Annotated in this window: 19 protein-coding genes; 12 read left to right on the top strand and 7 right to left on the bottom strand. The window is 41.0% G+C overall.

Going from position 1 to position 22,617, the window contains the following annotated elements:
- Nucleotides 1-27: 27 nt before the first annotated feature.
- From VB654_RS14315 to apcB, 4 genes are all read right to left on the bottom strand, one after another.
- Nucleotides 28-1,902 (bottom strand): adenylate/guanylate cyclase domain-containing protein, encoded by a 1,875-nt coding sequence (locus VB654_RS14315; protein WP_323214441.1) that lies wholly within the window; start codon nucleotides 1,900-1,902, stop codon nucleotides 28-30.
- A 24-nt stretch (nucleotides 1,903-1,926) separates the two neighbouring features.
- On the bottom strand, nucleotides 1,927-2,766 hold the full coding sequence (locus VB654_RS14310) for a FecR family protein (protein ID WP_323214440.1): 840 nt from the start codon (nucleotides 2,764-2,766) through the stop codon (nucleotides 1,927-1,929).
- Between the two features lie 53 nt (nucleotides 2,767-2,819).
- Nucleotides 2,820-3,194 carry a hypothetical protein gene (locus VB654_RS14305; protein WP_323214439.1) on the bottom strand — a complete coding sequence of 125 codons (375 nt, stop codon included), beginning with the start codon at nucleotides 3,192-3,194 and terminating at the stop codon, nucleotides 2,820-2,822.
- Between the two features lie 353 nt (nucleotides 3,195-3,547).
- On the bottom strand, nucleotides 3,548-4,057 hold the full coding sequence (gene apcB / locus VB654_RS14300; protein WP_323214438.1) for an allophycocyanin subunit beta: 510 nt from the start codon (nucleotides 4,055-4,057) through the stop codon (nucleotides 3,548-3,550).
- A gap of 371 nt (nucleotides 4,058-4,428) precedes the next feature.
- Between apcB and glnA the strand changes: the two genes are divergently transcribed.
- A complete protein-coding gene (gene glnA, locus VB654_RS14295; RefSeq protein ID WP_323214437.1) occupies nucleotides 4,429-5,844 on the top strand; it encodes a type I glutamate--ammonia ligase in 1,416 nt (471 codons plus the stop codon).
- A gap of 131 nt (nucleotides 5,845-5,975) precedes the next feature.
- Here glnA and VB654_RS14290 read toward each other — a convergent pair whose 3' ends face one another.
- Nucleotides 5,976-6,176, bottom strand: a complete 201-nt coding sequence (locus tag VB654_RS14290; RefSeq protein WP_323214436.1) for a hypothetical protein — start codon at nucleotides 6,174-6,176, stop codon at nucleotides 5,976-5,978.
- Nucleotides 6,177-6,426: 250 nt separating this feature from the next.
- Between VB654_RS14290 and VB654_RS14285 the strand changes: the two genes are divergently transcribed.
- The 6 genes from VB654_RS14285 to VB654_RS14260 all read left to right on the top strand — a co-directional run bounded on the left by VB654_RS14285 (nucleotide 6,427) and on the right by VB654_RS14260 (nucleotide 12,951).
- Nucleotides 6,427-7,485: a class I SAM-dependent methyltransferase gene (locus VB654_RS14285; protein ID WP_323214435.1), complete on the top strand. Its 1,059-nt coding sequence runs from the start codon at nucleotides 6,427-6,429 to the stop codon at nucleotides 7,483-7,485.
- A gap of 203 nt (nucleotides 7,486-7,688) precedes the next feature.
- A complete protein-coding gene (locus tag VB654_RS14280; protein WP_323214434.1) occupies nucleotides 7,689-7,967 on the top strand; it encodes a hypothetical protein in 279 nt (92 codons plus the stop codon).
- 354 nt (nucleotides 7,968-8,321) lie between these two features.
- Nucleotides 8,322-10,574: a CHASE2 domain-containing serine/threonine-protein kinase gene (locus tag VB654_RS14275; RefSeq protein WP_323214433.1), complete on the top strand. Its 2,253-nt coding sequence runs from the start codon at nucleotides 8,322-8,324 to the stop codon at nucleotides 10,572-10,574.
- Nucleotides 10,575-10,628: 54 nt separating this feature from the next.
- The gene (locus tag VB654_RS14270) at nucleotides 10,629-11,657 is read left to right on the top strand and encodes a VOC family protein (protein ID WP_323214432.1); all 1,029 of its coding nucleotides are present in this window, start codon (nucleotides 10,629-10,631) and stop codon (nucleotides 11,655-11,657) included.
- Nucleotides 11,658-11,976: 319 nt separating this feature from the next.
- On the top strand, nucleotides 11,977-12,513 hold the full coding sequence (locus VB654_RS14265; RefSeq protein ID WP_323214431.1) for a hypothetical protein: 537 nt from the start codon (nucleotides 11,977-11,979) through the stop codon (nucleotides 12,511-12,513).
- Between the two features lie 69 nt (nucleotides 12,514-12,582).
- The gene (locus VB654_RS14260) at nucleotides 12,583-12,951 is read left to right on the top strand and encodes a pentapeptide repeat-containing protein (protein WP_323214430.1); all 369 of its coding nucleotides are present in this window, start codon (nucleotides 12,583-12,585) and stop codon (nucleotides 12,949-12,951) included.
- Nucleotides 12,952-13,036: 85 nt separating this feature from the next.
- Here the strand turns inward: VB654_RS14260 and VB654_RS14255 are convergent, their stop codons facing one another.
- Together VB654_RS14255 and VB654_RS14250 are read right to left on the bottom strand one after the other, a co-directional pair.
- Nucleotides 13,037-13,852, bottom strand: a complete 816-nt coding sequence (locus VB654_RS14255) for a DUF1838 domain-containing protein (protein ID WP_323214429.1) — start codon at nucleotides 13,850-13,852, stop codon at nucleotides 13,037-13,039.
- Between the two features lie 40 nt (nucleotides 13,853-13,892).
- A complete protein-coding gene (locus VB654_RS14250) occupies nucleotides 13,893-15,080 on the bottom strand; it encodes an AbrB family transcriptional regulator (protein WP_323214428.1) in 1,188 nt (395 codons plus the stop codon).
- A gap of 400 nt (nucleotides 15,081-15,480) precedes the next feature.
- Here VB654_RS14250 and bchI point away from each other — a divergent pair, with 400 nt between their 5' ends.
- The 5 genes from bchI (at nucleotide 15,481) to VB654_RS14225 (ending at nucleotide 21,843) form a co-directional block, all read left to right on the top strand.
- Entirely contained in the window at nucleotides 15,481-16,605 is a 1,125-nt protein-coding gene (gene bchI / locus VB654_RS14245; protein WP_323214427.1) for a magnesium chelatase ATPase subunit I, read from the top strand.
- A gap of 87 nt (nucleotides 16,606-16,692) precedes the next feature.
- Entirely contained in the window at nucleotides 16,693-16,980 is a 288-nt protein-coding gene (locus tag VB654_RS14240) for a hypothetical protein (RefSeq protein ID WP_323214459.1), read from the top strand.
- Between the two features lie 614 nt (nucleotides 16,981-17,594).
- The gene (locus VB654_RS14235) at nucleotides 17,595-19,013 is read left to right on the top strand and encodes a SulP family inorganic anion transporter (RefSeq protein ID WP_323214458.1); all 1,419 of its coding nucleotides are present in this window, start codon (nucleotides 17,595-17,597) and stop codon (nucleotides 19,011-19,013) included.
- A 116-nt stretch (nucleotides 19,014-19,129) separates the two neighbouring features.
- Entirely contained in the window at nucleotides 19,130-19,993 is an 864-nt protein-coding gene (locus VB654_RS14230) for a universal stress protein (protein WP_323214426.1), read from the top strand.
- A 182-nt stretch (nucleotides 19,994-20,175) separates the two neighbouring features.
- Nucleotides 20,176-21,843, top strand: a complete 1,668-nt coding sequence (locus VB654_RS14225; RefSeq protein ID WP_323214425.1) for a SulP family inorganic anion transporter — start codon at nucleotides 20,176-20,178, stop codon at nucleotides 21,841-21,843.
- The last annotated feature ends 774 nt before the right edge of the window (nucleotides 21,844-22,617 follow it).

Below are 22,617 nucleotides of genomic sequence, written 5' to 3'. Positions count from 1 at the left end.
TTTTATCCAAAATCTTGACAAAATAGATCAAGATTTTTGCACCCCGGTAATAGCATAAATCATTGTTAATTGTTGCCGTCCACGCAGCTTCATTTGTTGTACTTTTTTAGTCGAATAATGCTGCTTAATTAGCTGAAATGTTGTTTCGCTGACTAAAATATTATAAGGATTCCCTTCTTGTGTATTTTTGTTGAGTTGTTCCAAACGAGCCGCAATATTTACGGCATCTCCCAATACAGAATAATTCAATCTTTTAAATCCTCCAATGCTGCCAGCAACAACTAGACCAGTATGAATACCAATACCAATACTAATAGTAGGTTTTCCCAGTTGTGCTAATTCTTTGTTTAACAATACTAATCTTTTTTGCATAGCAATTGCAGCAGCGACAGCCTGAATTGCATCTTGTTCTATCTCTTGTGGGAGAGTGTGGGGAAAGGGAATGCCAAAAACAGCCATAATAGCATCGCCGATGTATTTGTCAACCACTCCATGATGCTGTTGAATGCACTCAGCCATAGCACCCAAATAAGAGTTTAACCAATTGAGTAATTCTCGTGGTTTCATCTCCTCAGAAATAGTAGTAAACTTACGAACATCGGCAAATAAAACCGTGGCCACCATTTCTTTAGCATCTAATTGACCATTTTGAAATATTTCGTTGCGATGCTGCCAAATTAATGTGGCTGTTTCTTGAGAAACATGACGAGCAAATAAATTCATCAATTGTTGTTTTTGCTTTTGTTCTTGCCACTGAATACTTAAGCCACTCAAAATAATTGTGCCAATGGGTGCTGATGTAGGCAAACAGAAATTAAATATAATTAAAGTTATTAGGGATACAATAAACCACAGAATCAGCAACCATCCCAAAAGAAAAATTCTTTGAGGAAACTTCAAAGGTGTGAGCATCAAAGTTGAACTGATGACCACACTAAATAATAGCCAGAGTTTCAAGTTTGGAGGTAAAGTTTTAAGTAATCGCTGATTGAGTAGATTATCAATTACAGCTGCGTGGAGGTAAACACCAAATGTAGGCGATGTTTGCTCAAAGGGAGTTTTTAATGGATCATGTGAACCTGTGGCAGTCAGTCCCACTAACAAGATTTTGTTTTTTAATTTGGCTGTATCTACTTTTCCATGAATAACATCAATTAGAGAATAGGTAGGGATTCCTTGCTTACCTTGTGTTGGTGCTACCCAGTTAATCCATACTGTTGTTTCTTCTGATTGCAGAGATGGTAAAGGTAAAGCAATGAGTGATTGGTGAGATTTAGTGGTATCTGGGGTGATGGTATACTGTAAACTGTGATTGTATGCCTGTAGCAAAGTTATACCCAGACTGGGAACTTGCTCGATGTAGAGGAAGTATCGACGTGTTACCCCATCCAAATCCGCATTGCTGACAATATGTCCTTTGGCAGTCACACGATCTAAAACTGGCACTGGGCGAAGGGTTTGTTTCTGCAAACTGGGTGCGATCGCTAAAACAACCTGACCATTGATTTCCATTGCTTCGGCCAATGTCGCATCGTGAGGACTGGGTTCAATAAACAGAATATCAAAGCCAATAGCGGCTGGGAGAGAGGCTTCTAGAGCTGTTAATAATTGAGTATAGCGATCGCGTGAAAGTGGAAATTCTCCATACTCACGTAATGTAGCATCATCAATGGCAATTACAGCCAGGCGCGAATCCCAATTAGTAGAGACTAGAGAATGACGCACGTTGAACAATAAATTAAATCCTAATAGCTCTAAAGCTTCCCAAGCACCTATTTGCAATAATCCTAGAGACAACAGCGCAGTTAATATACCAGGAAAAAGTAAATGGTTTTCTACAATGGAACTTCGGAGGAAATTGGGAATATCTCTCAGAAATTTTTTCCAGGATGGAATTATCATTTCAGAACATTAATGACTCTCAAATTAAGGAACCGCTAACTCATACAATTGTTTTTTACCTAAAGGAGTCACCACAACAGCTTCTACTCTGCCGTTAGGGAGTAAAGGAACAGTAATATCAAATCTGCCACTCGCATCGGTGTTCCACTCCTGTTCGGCAATTATCAGCAGGTTTACCGGGTCAACACTACCGATAATCCTTATCTGATTGCCATTAGCCGAGAGTTGGCGGATATTCAGATCAGTATTGTCCTGTAGAGGCACTGGTTTTGAAGGGGGCTGACCTGGAATCGTGATATTTTGAAACCCAGCCTTAACTAGAACTGTCTGCCCTTGGGCAGTTGTGGCTACACCACCTGTCAAGGTTGCTACGCCCATTAAGCCATTCTGCCGTACATTCACACCAAAATCAGTACCCCGCACCCCTGCCACTCCAGCAGGTGATTTAATCTCTAAACGTGAGGCAGGATTAGTAAATGGACGAACCCGGAGACGAACTTGCCCGGACTTGACTTGCAGTTGTGTGATCTGTTCTCCTCTTCTTCCCCTCTCTAGTTTCTGGATATTGATATTTGTGTTCTCTGCAACTTGGATAAAGCCTGTGCCTATATCTATGGCTAGAACTGCACTGGAGTTTTGCTTAGTGATGATTGCATCTCCTACCGCTTGAAGTTTTAGGCCGCTGCGAGCTGGTTGAGATTTATTCCCACGGGAATGCAGCACTTGTCCAATAGGCCGGCGCACCTCTAACCAACGTTTTACTGTTACCTGTAACCGCCTATCTGCTGCGGCAGTAGCATCAATCACACCAACTAGCACCACTTGCAGCAAAATGAAGTTACCAATCCACCAAGGTTTCATCATGTTTTCACCAAATAGATTCTTAGCAAATGAGTAACTTGTTTTTTCTTTATCTTTCAACGGAAATAAACAACTCGTGCATCTAGCCCGTGATATCTAAGCAAATTAGACAAGCACTCCGCTTGTTCCCTTTTGGCAAATCCTCCAGCATATATAAAAGGCCCAAATCTGTGTTGTGCCAAAAAAGCATAATTATTATATTTCTTGGCAATATCTAAAGCTGTGTCTGACTGGTTGGGAACCACAACTACGTATGGACGGGTTGCAACTTTGCCAATGACGATCACATTGCCCTGCCTGTCACTATTGGCCGGTTCGGTAACTGCGGGTAAACTATTGGCAATGCAATTGGGCGGCTGCGCCCAAGTTTTGCTAATGAAAGCTTCTCCTAAAACAGTTACGATAATTCCTATAATTAGATACTTAATCACTTATGTATAAAATATTCATAGTAATTCTGCATACCAAAAAATTTTAATTCTTCAGAGTGTTGACTCTGCTGCTATGCGGGGCAACATCGGGTTTTTATACAGGTTGATCACCTTATCTGTATAAAACATATTATCATCAAAGCACCTCAAGGATGCAACTAGCTTTCATTTGGGGTGTTCAGCATCCTTGTTATCAGTGAAATTTCATCAAAACAATGTCTTTGCGCCTAATTTTCTCTGATTTCCGCAGTTTTATGGTTGAGATATTGGATTTAAAAAAAAGCGATCGCCTCCAGGTTTAACTGAAAAAGCGATCGCTTTATATTGCTTGATTTTATACTTGTGTAAAACTCCTAAATATCCTTCTCGCTCAACTCACGAGTCATATAATCAAAAGGTTCATCGACAAAGGCAGTATCAGCAACACCTGCGGCTGTAACTTGTGCCTTGACCATATCCTTAAGAATTTGGATACCAGCAACTGTCGGACTAATAGGGACACCTAATGAATTGTAAGTTTCTCGCAATCCTTGGAGTACACGCTCATCTAACACATTCATGTTACCCGCCACCAAAGCATAAGTAGCATAACGGAGGTAGTAGTCCATATCCCGCAGACAAGCCGCATAACGACGAGTTGTGTACGCATTTCCGCCAGGACGGATCAACTCTGGTTGTTCTTCAAATAACTTAGAACCAGCCTGCTTGACGAGGGAAGCAGCATTCGAGTTAATTGCCGCCGCCGCTTTTACCCGTGCTGTACCACTTTCAAAATAAACTTTGAGGCTGTCAATCGCATTCCGGTCAAAATAACGTCCAGCAACGTCATAATTCTTAATCAAGCTTGTAACTGCATCACGCATTCTTTCTTCTCCCAATTAATGCTATCTATGGTTTGATATTAATTTGGTTGCACTTATGCACCAGTAAATTTTTGTGGCATTTATTTTATTTAAAATATGATGCGGCACAAAAACAATTTATCTGCTATCTAAGGATTCTATGCCAAAGTTGACCCGAAGAGATGAACTTTACGTTTTGTGCATATGTGAGGCAAAAGGTTAATATAAGCTGTAATCCAGATAAGCTGTAACAAAAACTACAAAATCTTCTAATGTCCAGGATTTATGATATTTCAGGTGTGTCATCTACAACTTGGTTCAAATCATCTGGGTTAGGATGCTTTGGAAGATTCTGGTTTGATTTTTAGGAAATAGGTAGAGAAGGAGTAACAATGACAACCCCACAAGAAGTCTTGAAGTTGATTCAAGATCAAAACATTCAGATGATTGATCTGAAATTCATCGATACACCAGGAACTTGGCAGCATCTGACGTTGTACCAAGACCAAATCGATGAAAGTTCCTTCTCTGATGGCGTACCTTTCGACGGTTCCAGCATTCGGGGTTGGAAAAACATCAACGAATCAGACATGATGATGGTACTTGATCCCAACACTGCTTGGATCGACCCCTTCATGAAAGAGCCAACGTTAAGTATAGTTTGTAGTATTAAAGAACCCCGCACAGGTGAATGGTACAGCCGTTGCCCCCGTGTTATTGCCCAAAAAGCAATAGATTACCTAGTTTCTACTGGTCTTGGTGATACAGCATTCTTTGGCCCTGAAGCAGAATTCTTTATCTTTGACGATGTTCGCTTTGACCAAAATGCCCATGAAGGCTACTACCATGTAGACTCTGTAGAAGGTAGTTGGAATTCTGGTAAGAAAGAAGGCCCCAACTTGGGTTATAAACCACGCTTCAAAGAAGGCTACTTCCCGGTATCGCCCACGGATAGTTTCCAAGATATGCGTACCGAAATGCTGCTGACAATGAAAGATTGCGGCGTACCTATTGAAAAACAACACCACGAAGTTGCTACTGGTGGTCAGTGCGAACTAGGTTTCCGCTTTGGTAAATTGATCGAAGCTGCTGACTGGCTGATGACCTACAAATATGTCATCAAGAATGTTGCCAAGAAATACGGCAAAACTGTAACTTTTATGCCAAAACCGATTTTTGGCGATAACGGTTCAGGTATGCACTGTCACCAGTCCATCTGGAGAGATGGCAAACCGCTATTTGCTGGTGATAAGTATGCTGGTTTGAGCGAAATGGGACTTTACTACATTGGTGGCATCCTGAAACACGCACCAGCACTTTTGGCTATTACCAACCCCACAACTAACTCTTACAAACGCCTAGTACCTGGTTACGAAGCACCAGTGAATTTGGCCTACTCTCAAGGGAACCGTTCTGCTTCTGTGCGGATTCCTTTATCTGGCGATAACCCCAAAGCCAAGCGCTTAGAGTTCCGTTGTCCTGATGCGACTTCTAACCCTTATCTAGCATTCGCAGCCATGCTGTGTGCTGGTATTGATGGCATCAAGAACAAAATCCATCCTGGTGAACCCCTAGATAAAAATATTTATGAACTTTCTCCAGAAGAACTGGCGAAGGTTCCTTCAACTCCGGGTTCTCTGGAATTGGCATTAGAAGCACTAGAAAACGATCATGCTTTCTTAACAGAATCAGGCGTTTTTACCGAAGACTTCATCCAAAACTGGATTGACTACAAGTTAGCTAACGAAGTTAAGCAGATCCAGATGCGTCCTCACCCCTATGAGTTTTACCTCTATTACGATTGCTAATTGCGATTAGTAGTGAATTTTTAGCCACCCTCGTAGGGTGGCTTTTTTTTAATTATCACTATCAAAAATTAAGTTTATTGCCATTTTAAAGCCAGGACTCTAGAGTTTTAGTCTTTGACCTCTCTTTTGTGTTAGCTCATAGAAGCGTGGCTACTTTCATAAATCAGGCGAGTCGTAGGGTCAATCTTCCCTTGAATGGGACTCCAGTAGTCGGATAATTCTTCAGGAAGACCCAGTTCCTGTGCTGCACGCATCAGCATGGATTGTTGACGATTCTTCACTTGTTGATATTGACGCATTGCTAACGCACGAGTTCTATCTTGAATAGACATGACCAAAGTCCTCCTTATGGTTTTCGTTATAAATGATTGGCTATTTATCCCTTGACTTTCATATTAACAATAATTCTGTATCTAAAGCTACAAAATTGTATTTTTGTAACAAAAATTTATATTTGAGTAACTGACAATGACGATTTTCTAGTTAAAAGCCCTACCAAAACTACTTTTTGAAGCTAGATGATTCTCTCGTTATAATTTTTTACATATAATTACTAAAGGTGATAAATATTCCCATATCCTTATGGCTGACACTTTAAGCAAGCTGACTTATCAGACCTTTCAACAAGGTAAAAATTACTTTGGTTTTGCTCACAAAACCTTAAGTTCAAGCCTGATGACTCTCATTTATCCCAATCTAGGGCAGAGAGAGAAACCTATTCCTAGCGAGGTTTTGTTCAAACTTCAACAAAAAATAGAACAGCTGCTAGAAACAGACTGGCAAGATGCGGAAAAAGGGATATATCCCGAAAGCTTATTGTTTGACAACCCTTGGTCAGATTTTTTCCTTTACTATCCATTGCTATGCCTAGACTTACCTCAAATCTGGGAAAGGTCTGAAAAAAAGAAATATCAAGAATTTTCACCAGAAATAGATACGGATGGTTATCCCAGCTATTATGTTCAGAACTTCCATCACCAAAGTAATGGCTACTTGAGCGACGATTCAGCCAATATATATGATTTACAGGTAGAAATTCTCTTTAATGGGACTGCTGACCCCATGCGACGGAGGATTCTTGCACCTCTGAAACAAGGGTTGAAAGTTTTTGATTCTGTGACACCGCGACAAATGCGGGTTTTAGATGTGGCTTGTGGTACTGGGCGAACACTGAAGATGATTCGGGCAACTTTACCTCAAGCATCCCTGTATGGTATGGATTTGTCACCAGCTTATTTGCGTAAGGCAAATCAACAACTATCGGAAATTCCCGGAGAGTTACCGCAACTGTTACAAGCCAATGCGGAAGAGTTACCTTATTTAAACGACTATTTCCATGCTGTAACTTCTGTGTTTCTCTTCCATGAGTTACCAGCAAAAGTCCGGCAAACAGTGATTGAACAATGTTTCCGAGTCACAAAACCAGGGGGAGTATTTGTCATTTGTGATTCTATTCAACTGAGTGATTCACCAGAATTAGCTGTAACGATGGAATCTTTCCCAGAAGTTTTTCATGAACCCTACTATCGGGATTACACTCATGATGACTTAGTAGAACGTCTAGAAAAAGCGGGTTTTGAGAAGATAGAGATGCAAGTTAACTTTATCAGTAAGTGTTTTATTGCTCATAAGCCAGCTTAATTTATATACAAGGGTGAGCAACAATACTCACCCAGCTATAAAGAATAGATTCTGTTTCTTTCTGAAAGAGACAGGATTCTTTAACGTTTCATTGGGTCGATGTTATCGAAATAGTCTGATCATCCGTCTGAAAAAGACGGGGCTTGTATCCCATTTTTTGGTGAACCTATTATTAGGGTGGCTTACACGCGGAGGATGAAAGAATGAAGGTTTGGCTTGCTTGTTTTTTAGTGTTGTTCGCTTTGGCAGAACTGTTTGATTGGTTAAAAGCATTTAATTTACCTTTGCCAATTTATATTTTGGGTGGGGCGTTTTTAGCTGTTGCTTCTAACTACGACAAGATTGTTGGTTCTTACTTCAGTGATGGAAGTATGGAAGCATTACCGGAACAACCGCAGTTAAATTCCTCTAGTCAATCCCTTGACCCTATTTCTTTTTCTAGTTCTGTTGAACAGGTGCAGCGATCGCAAACACAGCTATAAAATTGAAAATTACCCCCTATCATTATGGGCAACCCTGTTGAAGAGAAAATTTAGGGTATGTTTACGCAGTTTATAGTACTGTGGCTCTTCCCTGATGGGGTCCCATATTCTCTTGTTATAGAGTGTTGATGTCTTCTTGGAGCATAAGTCATTCGGTTAACAGTAGAATCTTTCTTTAATGTCACCTGAAATAGTTCATTTTGACAACCAAATCAAAGATACTGTTCAGAGCAACCAGTAAATTGCTAAATTTTGCTAAATTAAAAGAGTTTGAGTTAAAAAATAATTACCCCAATTCGGGAATTTTTTCCGGGTTGGTAACGTTTACCAAATTTAGGCTACTGCCGCAACGCCGTGATTAGTGGAATATTAGAACAACTTCGAGCTGCGTTTGCTAAAGACAAAACTTACCGTGATACCTCTCCCCGCAATCCCTGGTTACAAGTTATTTTGGTCACCAGCCTGGGAGTGACAGCTTTGGTATGGGGAGTTCGGGAACTGAAATGGTTACAATCTTGGGAATTAAAAGCTTATGATCAAATGTTGCGATCGCGTCCTGTGGAAGCACCCGATCCCCGCATATTATTAGTAGAAATCACTCAAGAGGATCTCGCACGAGAACCATGGCCTTTATCAGATGCCACAATCAATCAGATGTTGGCTAAACTAGAATCCTACCAACCCAGGATTATTGGTATCCATTTTAACCGTGCCAACCAAAAAAATTTAGCAGTCAATCTGAAAAATCCTGAAAAAATTATTAGCACTTGCCTATTTAGTAGCATAGACAGGCAAGAAATTCCGCCACCACCTAATTTTTCTGAAGATAGTTTAGGTTTTAAAGATTTAATTCCTGATTACCAAGAAGACCAAATTATCCGCCGCAGTTTATTATTTGCCCACTCTGAAGACGGCAAATGTACAACTCCTTTCTCCTTTGCTGCTAGACTGGCAGTTGATTATCTAGAAAAATTGGGTTTTTCCATTGACTTTCCTGATCAATATAATTTCTCTATAGGTGAAACTTTTTTCTCCACCCTTAAAAGAGATTCCGGTAGTTATAAAAAACTGGATACGGCAGGTTATCAAATACTATTAAATTATCGCCATACTGATCACATAGCTCAAAAAGTAACCCTGACACAAGTTCTTAACAATCAACTCGACCCCAATTTAGTCAGGGATAAATTAGTCATTATTGGTACAACTGCTCCCAGTATAAATCCCGGCTTAAATACACCTTACAATGCAGCCTCTGACCAACCATCTAGAACCCCTGCTGTCTTAATTCATGCACAAATAATTAGTCAAATTCTCAGTACAGTCCTGGATGGAAGACCTCTAATTTGGTATTGGTCTGAAGGGATGGAAATTCTTTGGCTGTGTGGCTGGTCAACCATAGGTGCTATTGTCGGTTGGCGACTGCGGTATCCTTTTTGGTTGCTGATAGTGGGAAGTGCAAGTTTAGCTGGTTTAGTGGTAATTTGCACATTCGTATTTTCCCAAGCTGGTTGGATACCTTTGATTCCCCCAGCTATAGGTTTCATTATTAGTGGTGTGAGTACGATGATTTATACCACCTACCAAAATCAGCAGCAAACAAAGGTGATACTGTTACAAATTGAACAACAACAAGAAGCAATTGAACAGTTAAATATTCTTTTACAAGATACTAAAGCCACAGCAATTCGTGACGTACATATTCACTCTACATCCACACCCATAATCCCAGAAAAGAGAACTGGCGATTTACTTTTGGGTGGACGTTACCAGATATCCAAAATTTTAGGATCTGGGGGATTTGGTCGCACTTATATAGCAAATGATACTCAGCGACCGGGTAATCCTATCTGTGTAGTCAAACAATTAATGCCAGCGCGTCAGGATACGAAATTTTTACAAGTAGCGAGAAGGTTATTTAACACTGAAGCGGAAATTTTAGAAGTATTGGGAAAACATCAGCAAATTCCCGAACTGTTAGCTTATTTTGAAGATAATCAAGAATTTTATTTAATCCAAGAATACATTCCTGGGCATACCTTAAATGAGGAATTACCACCTGTGCATATTGTACAGAATGAAGCATTTGTGATTGATATGCTCAAAGGGATTCTAGAAGTATTAGTATTTATGCATGAGCGTCGGATAATTCATCGAGACATCAAACCAACTAATATTATTAGAAGCTCTGAAGATAATCGACTAGTATTAATTGACTTTGGTGCGGTAAAGTCGATGCAACCCCAAAATAGTGATCAAACGGAGTTAGCAACTGTCGCCATAGGGACACGTGGTTATGCACCACCAGAGCAATTTGCCGGTCATCCCCGCTTGTCTAGTGATATTTATGCTTTGGGAATAATCTGTATTCAAGCTATTACTGGTATACCACCACAAGAACTTAAGCCAGATTTAGATACAGGTAATATTCTGTGGCGAGAAACAGCCGAAATTAGTGACGAATTAGCAGAAATTTTAGATAAAATGGTACGTTATCATTTTAGCGATCGCTATCAAACTGCGGCAGATGTTATGCAAGATTTAAATCACTTAACTAATTCAACATCTGTCACCCCTTATAAAGTTTCTTCAATCCTCAAATCCTAGAGGATTTCTATATTTTGCTAAATTTAAATTTAAAACCTAAAATGCAAAATTTGTATGACTGATAGGAAAGAAACTGCAATTGCAGGTATATATGAAGTATGTATTGGCGTTCCAGATCCAATTTTTGCAATTCAATATTGGGAGCAGTTTGGCTATCGCATCGGACAAGTGGGTGAATTACCAGCAGATGCAGCCTATCCATTATATGGGGTCAATTCTTCTTTACGTTCCATTCGCCTTTACCACCAAAATGCCGATCATGGTTTAATTAGGTTAATGGTTTGGCAAAAACCCACTAATCAGGGATTAGGGTTAGGGTCAATGAAAGTTAAAGGAAATCGTTGGGCGACAACTTTAACTGCTGATATTTTAACCATTTTAAATCATGCAGAAGATGCAAAAGCCGGACGTTGGGCGATTAGATATACCAATCCGCACTGGGAAGTAATTTACAACAAAGAGCGAAAAAGCCGACCTTTTACAGACCAGGCTGTGGGAGTGAGAGAAATGCTATTATTGCAACCCTTAACTCGACAAGTTCTATTTCAAAGGTTTGGCTATACACTGCCAGATTACGGACAAATTAACCAAAATGCTGCTTTCAAAACTAGTCAATGTACCCATGCGGGGATGATTGTACAGGATGATAGCAAACAAATCTTGAAATTTTATGAAGAAGTTTTAGGTTTATTGCGTGTACGTGATGATGTGGAAACCAGTTATGAATCTTCACCAGCCGGGCGAGAAATGTTTGACCTCAAACCGGGTGAAAAGTTTATTGTCACTGCCTTTGATGACCCTCGTTCCTCCAAGACTGACTTGACAGCAGCGCGTAGCGGTAGACTTTACATCATTAGATTTCCAGAAGCGATGAATTTAGAGTCACGTTTTGAAGCATCACAACCAGGCTGCTTAGGAATTTCGCTTTATACATATCGGGCGCGTGATGTCCAAGAATATTGCGATCGCATTCAAGCCAGTTCAGTACTGAAATATACTAACATCATCGAAAATGAGTTTAGAGAGAAAAGTTTTTCCTTTGTTGCACCGGACGGCTACTTCTGGAATTTAGTAGAAGGTTGAGAAGAGGCAGGGAGAAGAGGCAGGGGCGCAGGGTGCAGGGTGCAGGGGGAGAAGAGGCAGGGGTGCAGGGTGCAGGGTGCAGGGGGAGAAGAGGCAGGGGCGCAGGGTGCAGGGGGAGAAGAGGCAGGGGTGCAGGGTGCAGGGTGCAGGGTGCAGGGGGAGAAGAGGCAGGGGTGCAGGGTGCAGGGTGCAGGGTGCAAAGGGGAGAAGACGGTAACTTCCCAATGACCAATGACCAATGACTTCTTTCTCAACCCGGAAAGCAAGTTGAAATTATGGAATATGTACCAGTAACCGACCACAACATTTTGCTGTGCTAATGAAAAATTGGACTGCGACGATTATCATAACTTCTTCTTTGCTGATATCTGGATTCATAGCTTCTCAAGCCTTATCTTCTTTAGCAGATCATAGCGTCGCGTCTTCTGGGTCAATCTCTGGGACACGCAACACAAAACAAGTTACCGCCAGTAAAGCTGAGTTTGGAGTGCTGAGAGTTAATTCCAAAGGTCAAGGTAAATTTACTCCTACCACCAGAGTAGTGCTGTATAAGGGTGGTAAATACGGGTGGCGAATTCAACTTAAAGATTACAAAGGTAAAGTAACATGGCGAGAAATTCTGCGCTTGCCAAAACCTCCAGAAACATGGGCTACAGACGATGGTCAAAGTTTGTCGTTATCATCTGATGGGGTTGAAGCCGTAACAACTCGGACAGTATTCACAAATGATGGCAAAATTGAGAATTTCTGGACAATGGTTCCCGGAGATCCTGGTGGTAAACATCAAATACAGGTTTATGTTGATAACCGTCTCGTTGGTTCCTTCGATTTTGATGTGATTTCTCTGAGAAATTAAACCTCTGTACCCTCTGCGTTAAAACCATTGCAGACTATCTTAGAAATAGAGATTTCAAACAAGAAACTCATGGATGCCAAAGAATTAATCCGACTTTATAATACCGGACAAAGGTATTTTCCCGCCGCAAACTTAAGTCGAGTCAAGCTTATTGCCGCTTACTTACCTGGAATTAATCTGTGGGGAGCAGATTTGAGTCGAGCTAACCTAGCTAAAGCAAAACTGTGGGGAGCAGACTTAAGTCAAGCTAACTTAGCCAAAGCGAACTTAACTAGAGCTAACTTATCTGGCGTTAAACTGAACGAGGCCAATCTCCGAGGAGCGAAACTCAATTTAACCAAGTTATATGGAGCTGATCTGAGTGGGGCTTACTATGATGAAAGCACCCAGTTTTCTAAAGGTTTCGACCCCAAAAGTAAAAATATGCAGAAATTCTAACTGCATTTTAAATTACGAATTACGAATTACGAATTACGAATTACGTTCGCGTAGCGTTTCCGCAGGAAATATTACGAATTACGAATTACATCTCCTCTGCTTCAGGAAGGGGAAAAATTTCGCCAGCTAAGTAAGCTTGAAAGTGTTTTTTAAAGTACAGCCAAGAGGTCATGTCTTCCCCATCTAAAAAGGATTTTGGGGCTTGCTTGTACAGTGGAACACGGGTATTAATTTCTTTTTGAAGCAACTGGGGTAATTCTGCAAAACCGTTTACTTTACTTCCCGAAGCACTGTAAATGAGATAACCAGGTCGCTCGCCCATTTTCATCCAAGGCAACCACTGACCAATTCTATCCCAACCAAGTCTAAGTTGAGACACTGAATCTAGTTCTGAGTTAAATAAATCTGCTGTTGGTACAGCTAATTTGAATAGTTCTGTGGCTTGATAAATGGGATATGGGCTGTATTGGGCAAACTTGGGATCTTCTGCTAGTAAATTAGGATATGTGGGAAAAATATCAAACACAAAAGTTGTGGTATCTCCCTCTACTTGTGCGGGAAATTTGCCTTTAAACTCTCCCTGTACCGGATTATTAGCAACGTGGATCACAGGAACTGTTTCACCTGTCCAGGGGTTCTCCCAGTGCCGTAAAACCTCGCTTGTATCTGGGTCTAGGTAATAAGTCAATTCCCTGGAAGTAAAGTCCCAGCTATCCTCTGCTGTCGGAATACATCTACTAACGCTGACTCCAGACATTTTAAATAGCAGTTTTCTTTTCTCACCAGGGATAAAACTGTAAATTTTACCTGTCCAGATGAGGAACGTAGATTTCTTCGGATCAAGGGAAGAACGAGTTTTAACCCATTGCTGGGCATCTAATTCTTGAACTTGGGCAACCATCTTTGGCCTCCTTAGTCATTAGTTATTGGTCATTGGTTTATTAAACTGGGTCTGATAGTTGTCTATCAAGATGGCGAAATAAAAATATCCACAATGGTAGGGAACTATTAATAGCAATGAGTCGTACTAAATGACCCGTTGTGACAATTTCTACATTATGATTTAATGCCAGCGATACTAGAATCATTTCTGGCGCACCTCCTGGTGCTGTCACTAATAGACAAGTCAACCAGTCCCAAGAGGTTAATTGCATGGCCAGCATAGCAGCGATCGCACCAGCTATCAGAGTCATGGCTACAGACATAAAAGCGTAAGCTATAGCCTTTTTACCAATATTAGGTTTGTCCCCCCAATACTCACCAATGGTAATTCCCAGCAATAGTTGACCTAATAATTTAATGAATTCTGGCGGACTAAAACTCACATCACCGAAAACAGGTAGCAAGTGCAGTAAAGAATTAAATCCTAAACCAACTACTAATGCACTAAAAAACTCGGCAGCTGGCATTTTACATAATCCAGCTAGAGAAATTAATAATGTGGTAATTACTAGTGATACACAAAGTAATCCCAATTGAGGTAGATCAAATCTCAGTAATCTAACTGTGATAGGTAAGGTTTGGGAACTGAGAACATGATCAACTGATGTCCGAGCAATTAACGGAATCAGTAATACTACAGAAGTGACTCGCATTGCCTGAACTAAGGCCACAAGGGTGACATTTCTATTGTAATCGGCGGCAATAGATGACATAACTCCCACACCACCCGGCACTGTAGCCAGCATTGATGTTAATAAATTGGTTTGACTCAAGCGTGAGTACAAGTAGCCAATACAGCCACCACACAGCAGTAAAAATAAAGTGAGAAAAATAAATATAGGAATCCCAGAAGCCAGACTGGTTAAATCGCTGTTGCTATTTGATGCACCGACAGTCAACCCGACAAGTGCCATTCCCACCTTTCTCGCCCTGCGATTAGGTTTGGGATAATATTGGTAAAAAATCCGACATCCTTGTAAAACTATTGCACCAGAAGCAATTCCGCCAAATATCCAAGCAATTCCGCCTATGTGTAACTTAACTAAGACTAAACCCAAAGGTATAGCCAGCAGCAGTTCTAGGCTGAGGATCATGACTCGCTTCACAGATAACTGTTGTTGGGTAACGTTGTGTTTTTCATGAGTGGGTAACTCGTGGGTGGGAGTAACAATCAGGTTTTGATTCATCGAACAGGGCTGTTTAAATTAATTCAATATGCACTCAAAATAGCGTAATTGCCTAGAACACACATCTGCTAAATTCCAGTTATACAGGCAATAAAAGTCGAACAATTGGGAGAAAATTCCGCGAAATTCAGGCACGCGAATACGAATACAGTATGGCGTAAATAGCACAACCCTACAGGTAATGCTGACCGATGCCGACAGGCTTGATCTAGTTGCCTGCTGCGGGAGGGTTTCCTTCAAACATGGTTCACCATTTAAAATCAATCAGCAGCTTATTTTATAAGCTTTTTAACTTTTGACTTCCGCCCTGCGGTACTAACCCCCTGTTGCCCGTGCTTCCACCCCCTAACTGTGGCACAATAAGGAATTGTAATAAGAAAAATATTGTTAAGGTAATTTAGTGACTCCAACTGCTCAATCCACGGCAAGTGCGCGTCGCGTGGTATTCCCATTTACGGCAATTGTGGGCCAGGAAGAAATGAAGCTGGCGCTGCTGTTGAACGTGATTGACCCCAAAATCGGTGGTGTAATGATTATGGGCGATCGCGGTACCGGCAAATCCACGACTATCCGGGCGCTGGCTGATTTATTGCCAGAAATCCCCGTGGTTGCCAATGACCCCTTCAACAGTGACCCCAACGACCCCGACGTGATGAGTGATGAAGTTCGCCAAATGGTAGAACAAGGGGCAGAAATTCCCATAGATCACAAAAAAGTTCAAATGGTAGACTTGCCATTGGGGGCTACAGAAGACCGAGTTTGCGGCACTATCGACATTGAAAAAGCTTTGTCTGAGGGTGTAAAAGCCTTTGAGCCGGGATTGCTGGCTAAGGCGAACAGAGGCATTCTGTATGTAGATGAAGTCAATTTGCTAGACGACCACCTTGTAGACGTGCTACTGGACTCCGCAGCCAGTGGCTGGAATACTGTAGAACGCGAAGGTATTTCTATTCGTCACCCAGCCCGTTTTGTACTGGTAGGTTCGGGGAACCCCGAAGAAGGTGAACTTCGCCCCCAACTGCTAGACCGCTTTGGGATGCACGCAGAAATTCACACTGTTAAAGAACCAGCTTTGCGGGTACAGATTGTGGAACAAAGGGCGGAATTTGATCAAAATCCTCCGACATTTCTGGAAAAATACCAACCTGAACAAGAAGCATTGCAACAAAAAATTGTCAATGCTCAGAATTTGTTACCAGAAGTGACACTTGACTATGACCAACGAGTAAAAATTTCCGAAATTTGCTCAGAATTAGATGTAGATGGTTTGCGTGGTGATATTGTTAGCAACCGTGCCGCCAAAGCATTAACCGCATTTGAAGGTCGTACTGAAGTCACTGTTGATGATATCAAACGTGTCATTACTTTATGTCTGCGTCACAGACTGCGGAAAGACCCTTTAGAGTCAATTGATACTGGTTACAAGGTACAAAAAGCTTTTGCGCGGGTTTTTGGTGTGGAACCACCAGAAGATGATGCCGCACAAAAAAATGGTGTAGGTCAAAAGTTAGGGGCTAGAAGCTAACATTTTTTGAGGGTTGAGTTGTGAACAGCTATTTCATAACTCAGCACTCAGCACTCAAAACTCAGCACTCAAGACTCAGCACTAATGATGAGATTGTGGAATTCTTTATTAAATAGCTTTTTTTTAGTTAGTCAATATAACCCACACGGCTTTGTGGAGTTATTGATGCTGATGATAGCGAGCGTTATGATCATCATCGCAACAATTTTGCCAGCAGATATGCCTTATTTAGTTTTGGGTTTGAGCTTAGGGGTAGGAGCGTCTATTTCTATATTAGTACGGGAAGCGATCGCTCCCTCATCCCAAACAAGAGTTACCCAATTCGCAACATTATTATTGCTGTTTATGAGCATTTACGGCTTTGCTATGCTGTGATATAGAAGCAAATTCGTCAGCCGAAAACCCTTTTAGAGACGTTCCCTGGAACCTCTTTACACTCCCTAACCGAAAAGTATTGAACCCGCCCCTACTGGCTTTATACTAACCGTGATTCAGCGAGTTTTATTGCAAATTGTAACGACACTATGATATGCTAACCATAAATTAAAGAACGCCCTTGTAATTGTTCAGTAGTAAGCAGGTTCAGGTAATGTCGCAGGTAACGATCTCTTCAGTAGTATTAGATAGTTGGGATTGTCCACCCTAAAATCTGAAAAAGCAGCCTGAGCCTTGGAATAATTAGAACTATCGAAAGCTAGTCGTGCATGAAGCTAGGGGAACTCTAATCCAGTTTTGGCGCGATTTGCACGCAACGCATAAGACCTAGAAACTTGAATTTTCATAGTTGGTCTGAGCCATTCACCTACTCAGCTTGCTGCATACTGTCTGACTCTGCAAATCAGTATGCTGATGACGAAATCTTGTTGATAGGTGGGCTATTTGGAGTGCGCCAAATTACTAATAATTTTATGTGAATAATGGCGCTAGGAGGAAACTTGAACGGAAATATTTTGAAGCGAGAGTGGTTTTTTAACACTCAGCGAGATATTATGGCTGGGGCTGTCGTAGGATTAGCCTTGATTCCAGAAGCGATCGCTTTTTCCATTATTGCTGGAGTAGACCCCAAGGTTGGGTTGTACGCCTCATTTATTATTGCCATCTTGACAGCCTTTTTGGGAGGCAGACCGGGGTCAATTTCTGCCGCTACAGGCGCAATGGCGCTGCTGATGATTGATTTAGTCAAAGATCATGGGTTGCAATATCTATTCGCCGCTACCTTATTAACCGGAATCTTTCAGCTTTTATTTGGGGTGCTAAAACTCGGACACCAAATGAGATTTGTACCCAGGGCGGTAATGATTGGTTATATCAATGCCTTGGCGGTGTTAATTTTTTTAGCTCAGTTACCACAACTGACCAACGTCCCGCCCACCGTGTATATACTGACTATACTTTCTTTAGGGATTATTTATATACTACCTCGCTTTACTAAAGTAGTCCCCTCGCCCTTAGTGGCTTTAGCTGTGATGACTATAGCAGCGATCGCACTCAAACTAGAGGTTCCCACAGTGGGAGATATGGGCGAACTACCCACAACCTTACCCCTCTTTGCCCTGCCCCAAGTACCCTGGAATCTGGAAACACTACAAATTATTCTGCCCTATTCTCTCACCTTAGCGATCGTCGGTCTATTGGCTTCCTTCTTAACTGCTGCTTTGGTAGATGAACTCACAGATACACCCAGCGATAAAAATCAAGAAGCCAAAGGACAAGGCATTGCTAATATTGTTACCGCCTTCTTTGGTGGTATGGCTGGGTGTGGGATGATTGGACAATCCGTGATTAATGTCCAGTCTGGCGGACGAGGGAGACTGTCAACCCTTGCATCTGGAGTTTTTCTGTTATTTGCCATTTTATTTTTACAGGATTGGGTCAAGCAAATGCCGATGGCCTCATTAGTAGCTGTAATGATTATGGTATCAATTGGGACGTTTCGCTGGTCATCCTTCCAAAATATTCCCCGTGTCCCCCGTACTGAAACCGCCGTCATGTTAACAACAATGTTTGTGACGATTTTCACCCGTAATTTTGCCCTCGGTGTCATCACAGGTATTGTTATGAGTACAGTATTCTTCTCCAGCAAAATAGCCCAGTTGGTATTTGTGGATAAAATGCTGAGTGAAGATGGTTCCCATCGCATCTATAAAGTCGTCGGACAAATTTTCTTTTTATCAAGAGATGAATTTCTGGCATCTTTTGATTTTACTGAACTTATTGAGCGTGTCACCATTGACTTAACTAATGCTCACCTGTGGGATCAAGGAGCAGTTGAAGTACTTGATAGAGCAATCATGAAATTTCGTCGTAATGGTGCAGATGTAGAAATCATCGGACTGAATGAAGCTAGTGCTACTTTGCTAAATAAATTAGCAACTTCTCAAAAAGCTGATACTCTCAAAAAAAATTAGCAGAGCAACCATCAAGGTTTTGAGGAAATGGTAAAATTACCAAACCAATTCACAGCAGACTTTTGCTATTTGCTATATGTTTACCTTCTAATCCAACTCCAGGCAATCAAACCATAATGAAAAATATTTTACTTTGTACCGATGGTTCAGATTTTGCAGAAAACGTTTATAAATATGGCGCTTGGTTTGCTCATCAATTTAACGCTCACATCAATGTTTTATTGGTTACAGATATTCGGAGCAAACAAGTAGCTTCTACTGCTAACTTAAGCGGGAGTATTGGGCTTGGTGCTTCTGAAAATTTGTTGCATGAATTGGTAGAGTTGGAATATAAAAAAGCCAAGCTAAATAATCAACGAGCGCGTTTAATTTTGCAAAATGCGGGAGAAATTCTGAAAAATCAGGGAATTAGAGATGTTCGGTTAACTAATAAAACTGGATTTATAGTAGATTGTTTTCATGAATTTGAACAAAATTCAGATTTAATTGTTTTAGGTAAACGGGGAGAAGCAGCAGATTTCGCATCTGGACATTTAGGAGCAAATGTAGAGCGAATTGTTCGTATTACAAAAAAACCATGTTTAGTTACCCCACTTGAATATAAACCAGTTGAAAAAGTTTTAGTGGCTTATGACGGCAGCTTAACAGGAAAGAAAACACTACAATTTTTAGTAAATTCTTCTTGCTTTCAAAAATTAGAAATACATCTGTTAAAAGTAACTAAAAAGGAAACATATCCCAGGGCTGAAAACAGAATCAATGAAGGTAAATATATTTTAGAAACAGCAGGTTTTAATCTCATTTCTACCATTAGAGAAGGTGAAGCAGAAGAGGTGATTAATGAATATATTATTGAACAAAATATTAGCCTTTTACTTATAGGGGCGCATGGACATAGCCGCATCCGTGATTTAGTAATTAGTAGTACGACAATTCAACTCCTGAGAAGTAGTAATATTCCTGTTTTGCTGTTCTGTTAAAAGTTTGTTAATTAAAATGATTCTTCATGATTTTAGGTTTCCATTAATTACCCTGATTCCATTCTAAATAGACAATTTAGACATAAATTTTCTTTTTTTTAGAGGTATCTGGAGTTTGAAAAAGAGACTTTGACTCAGTTGAGATGAATTAATTGCAATTTTCTAATCGAGGGAAATCTTTCGTGCAAATAACCAATGAAATCCATTTTCGTAACGTCCAAGGAGATATTCTTGGCGGTTTAACGGCGGCGGTGGTAGCCTTACCGATGGCATTAGCTTTTGGGATCGCTTCTGGTGCGGGGGCTGCGGCTGGGTTATGGGGGGCAATATTAGTCGGATTCTTTGCCGCTTTGTTTGGTGGTACACCCAGCTTGATTTCTGAACCCACAGGCCCCATGACAGTAATTGTCACCGCCGTGATTGCTGGACTCCAAGCTCAGGATGAAAAGCAGGGACTGGCAATGGCCTTTACTGTGGTGATCATGGCAGGAGTAGTTCAAATCCTGTTTGGGGTATTGCGATTGGGGCGGTATATTACCATGCTGCCCTATAACGTGATTTCTGGATTTATGACCGGAATTGGGGTAATTTTAATTTTTCTGCAAATCGCACCCTTCTTAGGGCAAGAAACGCCGAAAGGTGGTGTTTTTGGTGTACTCCAGAATCTCCCGACTCTAATTGCTAATATCAGTCCTACGGAAACTCTTTTAGGGGTAATAACTTTAGTAATTCTGTTCTTTTACCCGGCTCGATTGAAAAAAGTTGTTCCCCCGCAACTGGTAGCGTTAGTTATTGGTACAGCAATTTCTCTGATTTTCTTTCGTGGTGTGGAAATTCGCACTATTGCCACTATCGGCGAAATTACTCCTGGTTTGCCTAACTTCCAAATGCCCACTTTTACCCCGCAAAATTTGCAGTTAATGTTTGTTAACTCTGTGGTTTTGGGAGTGGTGGGTTCTATTGATTGTTTGTTAACTTGTCTCGTATCTGACAGTCTCACCCGTACTGAACACAAATCTAACAAAGAATTAATCGGGCAAGGTGTTGCTAATGTAATTACCGGTTTATGTGGTGGGATTGCTGGTTCTGGGGCTACAACGGCGACTGTGGTTAATATCCAAGCTGGTGGACGCACTGCATTATCTGGTATCAGTCGGGCTTTATTTCTGTTAATTGTGGTTTTGTGGGCGGCTCCTTTAACTTCTGGCATTCCCTTGGCTGTGTTAGCTGGGATTGTCTTAAAAGTAGGGATTAATATTATTGATTGGGGGTTTCTCAAACGGGTTCACAAAATCTCTTGGAAGGCAGCCGGAATTGTCTACAGTGTGGTACTTCTCACGGTATTTGTCGATTTAATGATCGCTGTAGCTGTTGGGGTATTTATTGCTAATATCCTGACCATTGAGCGTCTTGACCAATTGCAATCTAATTCTGTGAAGGCGATTACCGATGCTGATGATCAAATTGTCCTGACTAACGAAGAAAAAGAACTTTTAGATGCAGCTAATGGGCGAGTTTTGCTGTTCCATCTGAGTGGGCCGATGATTTTTGGTGTTGCTAAAGCTATTGAGAGAGAACATCGGGCGATCGCTAACTACGATGTTTTAATTGTCGATTTAGGTGAAGTTCCTGTCCTGGGCGTAACTTCTTCTTTGGCGATTGAAAGTGCCATTCAAGAGGTTATTGATGCCGGACGGGACGTGATCATTGTCGGTGCAGCAGGAAAGGTCAGAAATCGCTTAGAAAAGTTGGGTATTGCTGGTTTAATTCCGGGACACTACTGGATGGGCGATCGCTTGAATGCACTCAAAGAAGGGTTAGATTTGGTACAGTCAAAAGCAAGGCTCTAGCTACGATGAAATTGATAAATCTTTTCCCTCAGTTTCTTAATCACGACTTAGGGCTTGCTGTTCGCGTAGAGTGCCGTTAGGCATAAAATTTATTTGTGAGGATAGGGAACAGGGAATAGTATCAGTTATCTGTCATCCCCAAATTTTCTGATTTATTCAATCCAAAATTCACACTTTTGATGGTAAACCCTTCAAAAACCTCGCACCTACTTTCAGGTTTATCATCCTCAAACCTTGGATTGATATGGGTTTTAGAGAACTCCACAAAAAAGCTGATCCAAATTTCTGCAACTAAAATGACCTTTCCTCCCCCTGCTCCCTGCTCCCTGCTCCCTGCTCTCAAAACGACGGGATATTGTTTTATTTGGAAGTCTCTTAATATTTATTCAGCAAGCCCTACTTAACCCTAAAAGTGATGCTGAAAGTTGAATAATCTTCACGCTTTACAACGATGAAATTCCACGCTTAAAAATGTGGTTTTTTTGTTTTGTGAATACCCTTTGCCTTACTAATGAGCAAAAAAGCTGTTTTCCTGAAAAATTGGCTTTAAATCTCCGTAGTTTTACGACGGTTTTTAATTCATGAGTGTACTAACATACTGCTACACTAATTGCAGTGCCAAGGTAATCAACCACTTAAAAAACCTAGCTGTGGAAAGACAAAGCACTGAATCTCACGAGCTTGGATATAATCAGCATTGATTAAGCTAATTAAGTAATATGGAACCTATTCGTATTTTATACTTTTCTGATATTCTCTGCATTTGGGCTTATA

Origin of the sequence: Nodularia sp. UHCC 0506, assembly GCF_034931045.1 — a bacterium.
Lineage (GTDB): Bacteria > Cyanobacteriota > Cyanobacteriia > Cyanobacteriales > Nostocaceae > Nodularia.
The sequence above is the reverse complement of the archived record's forward strand: the minus strand, read 5'-3'. Positions and strand labels throughout refer to the sequence as shown.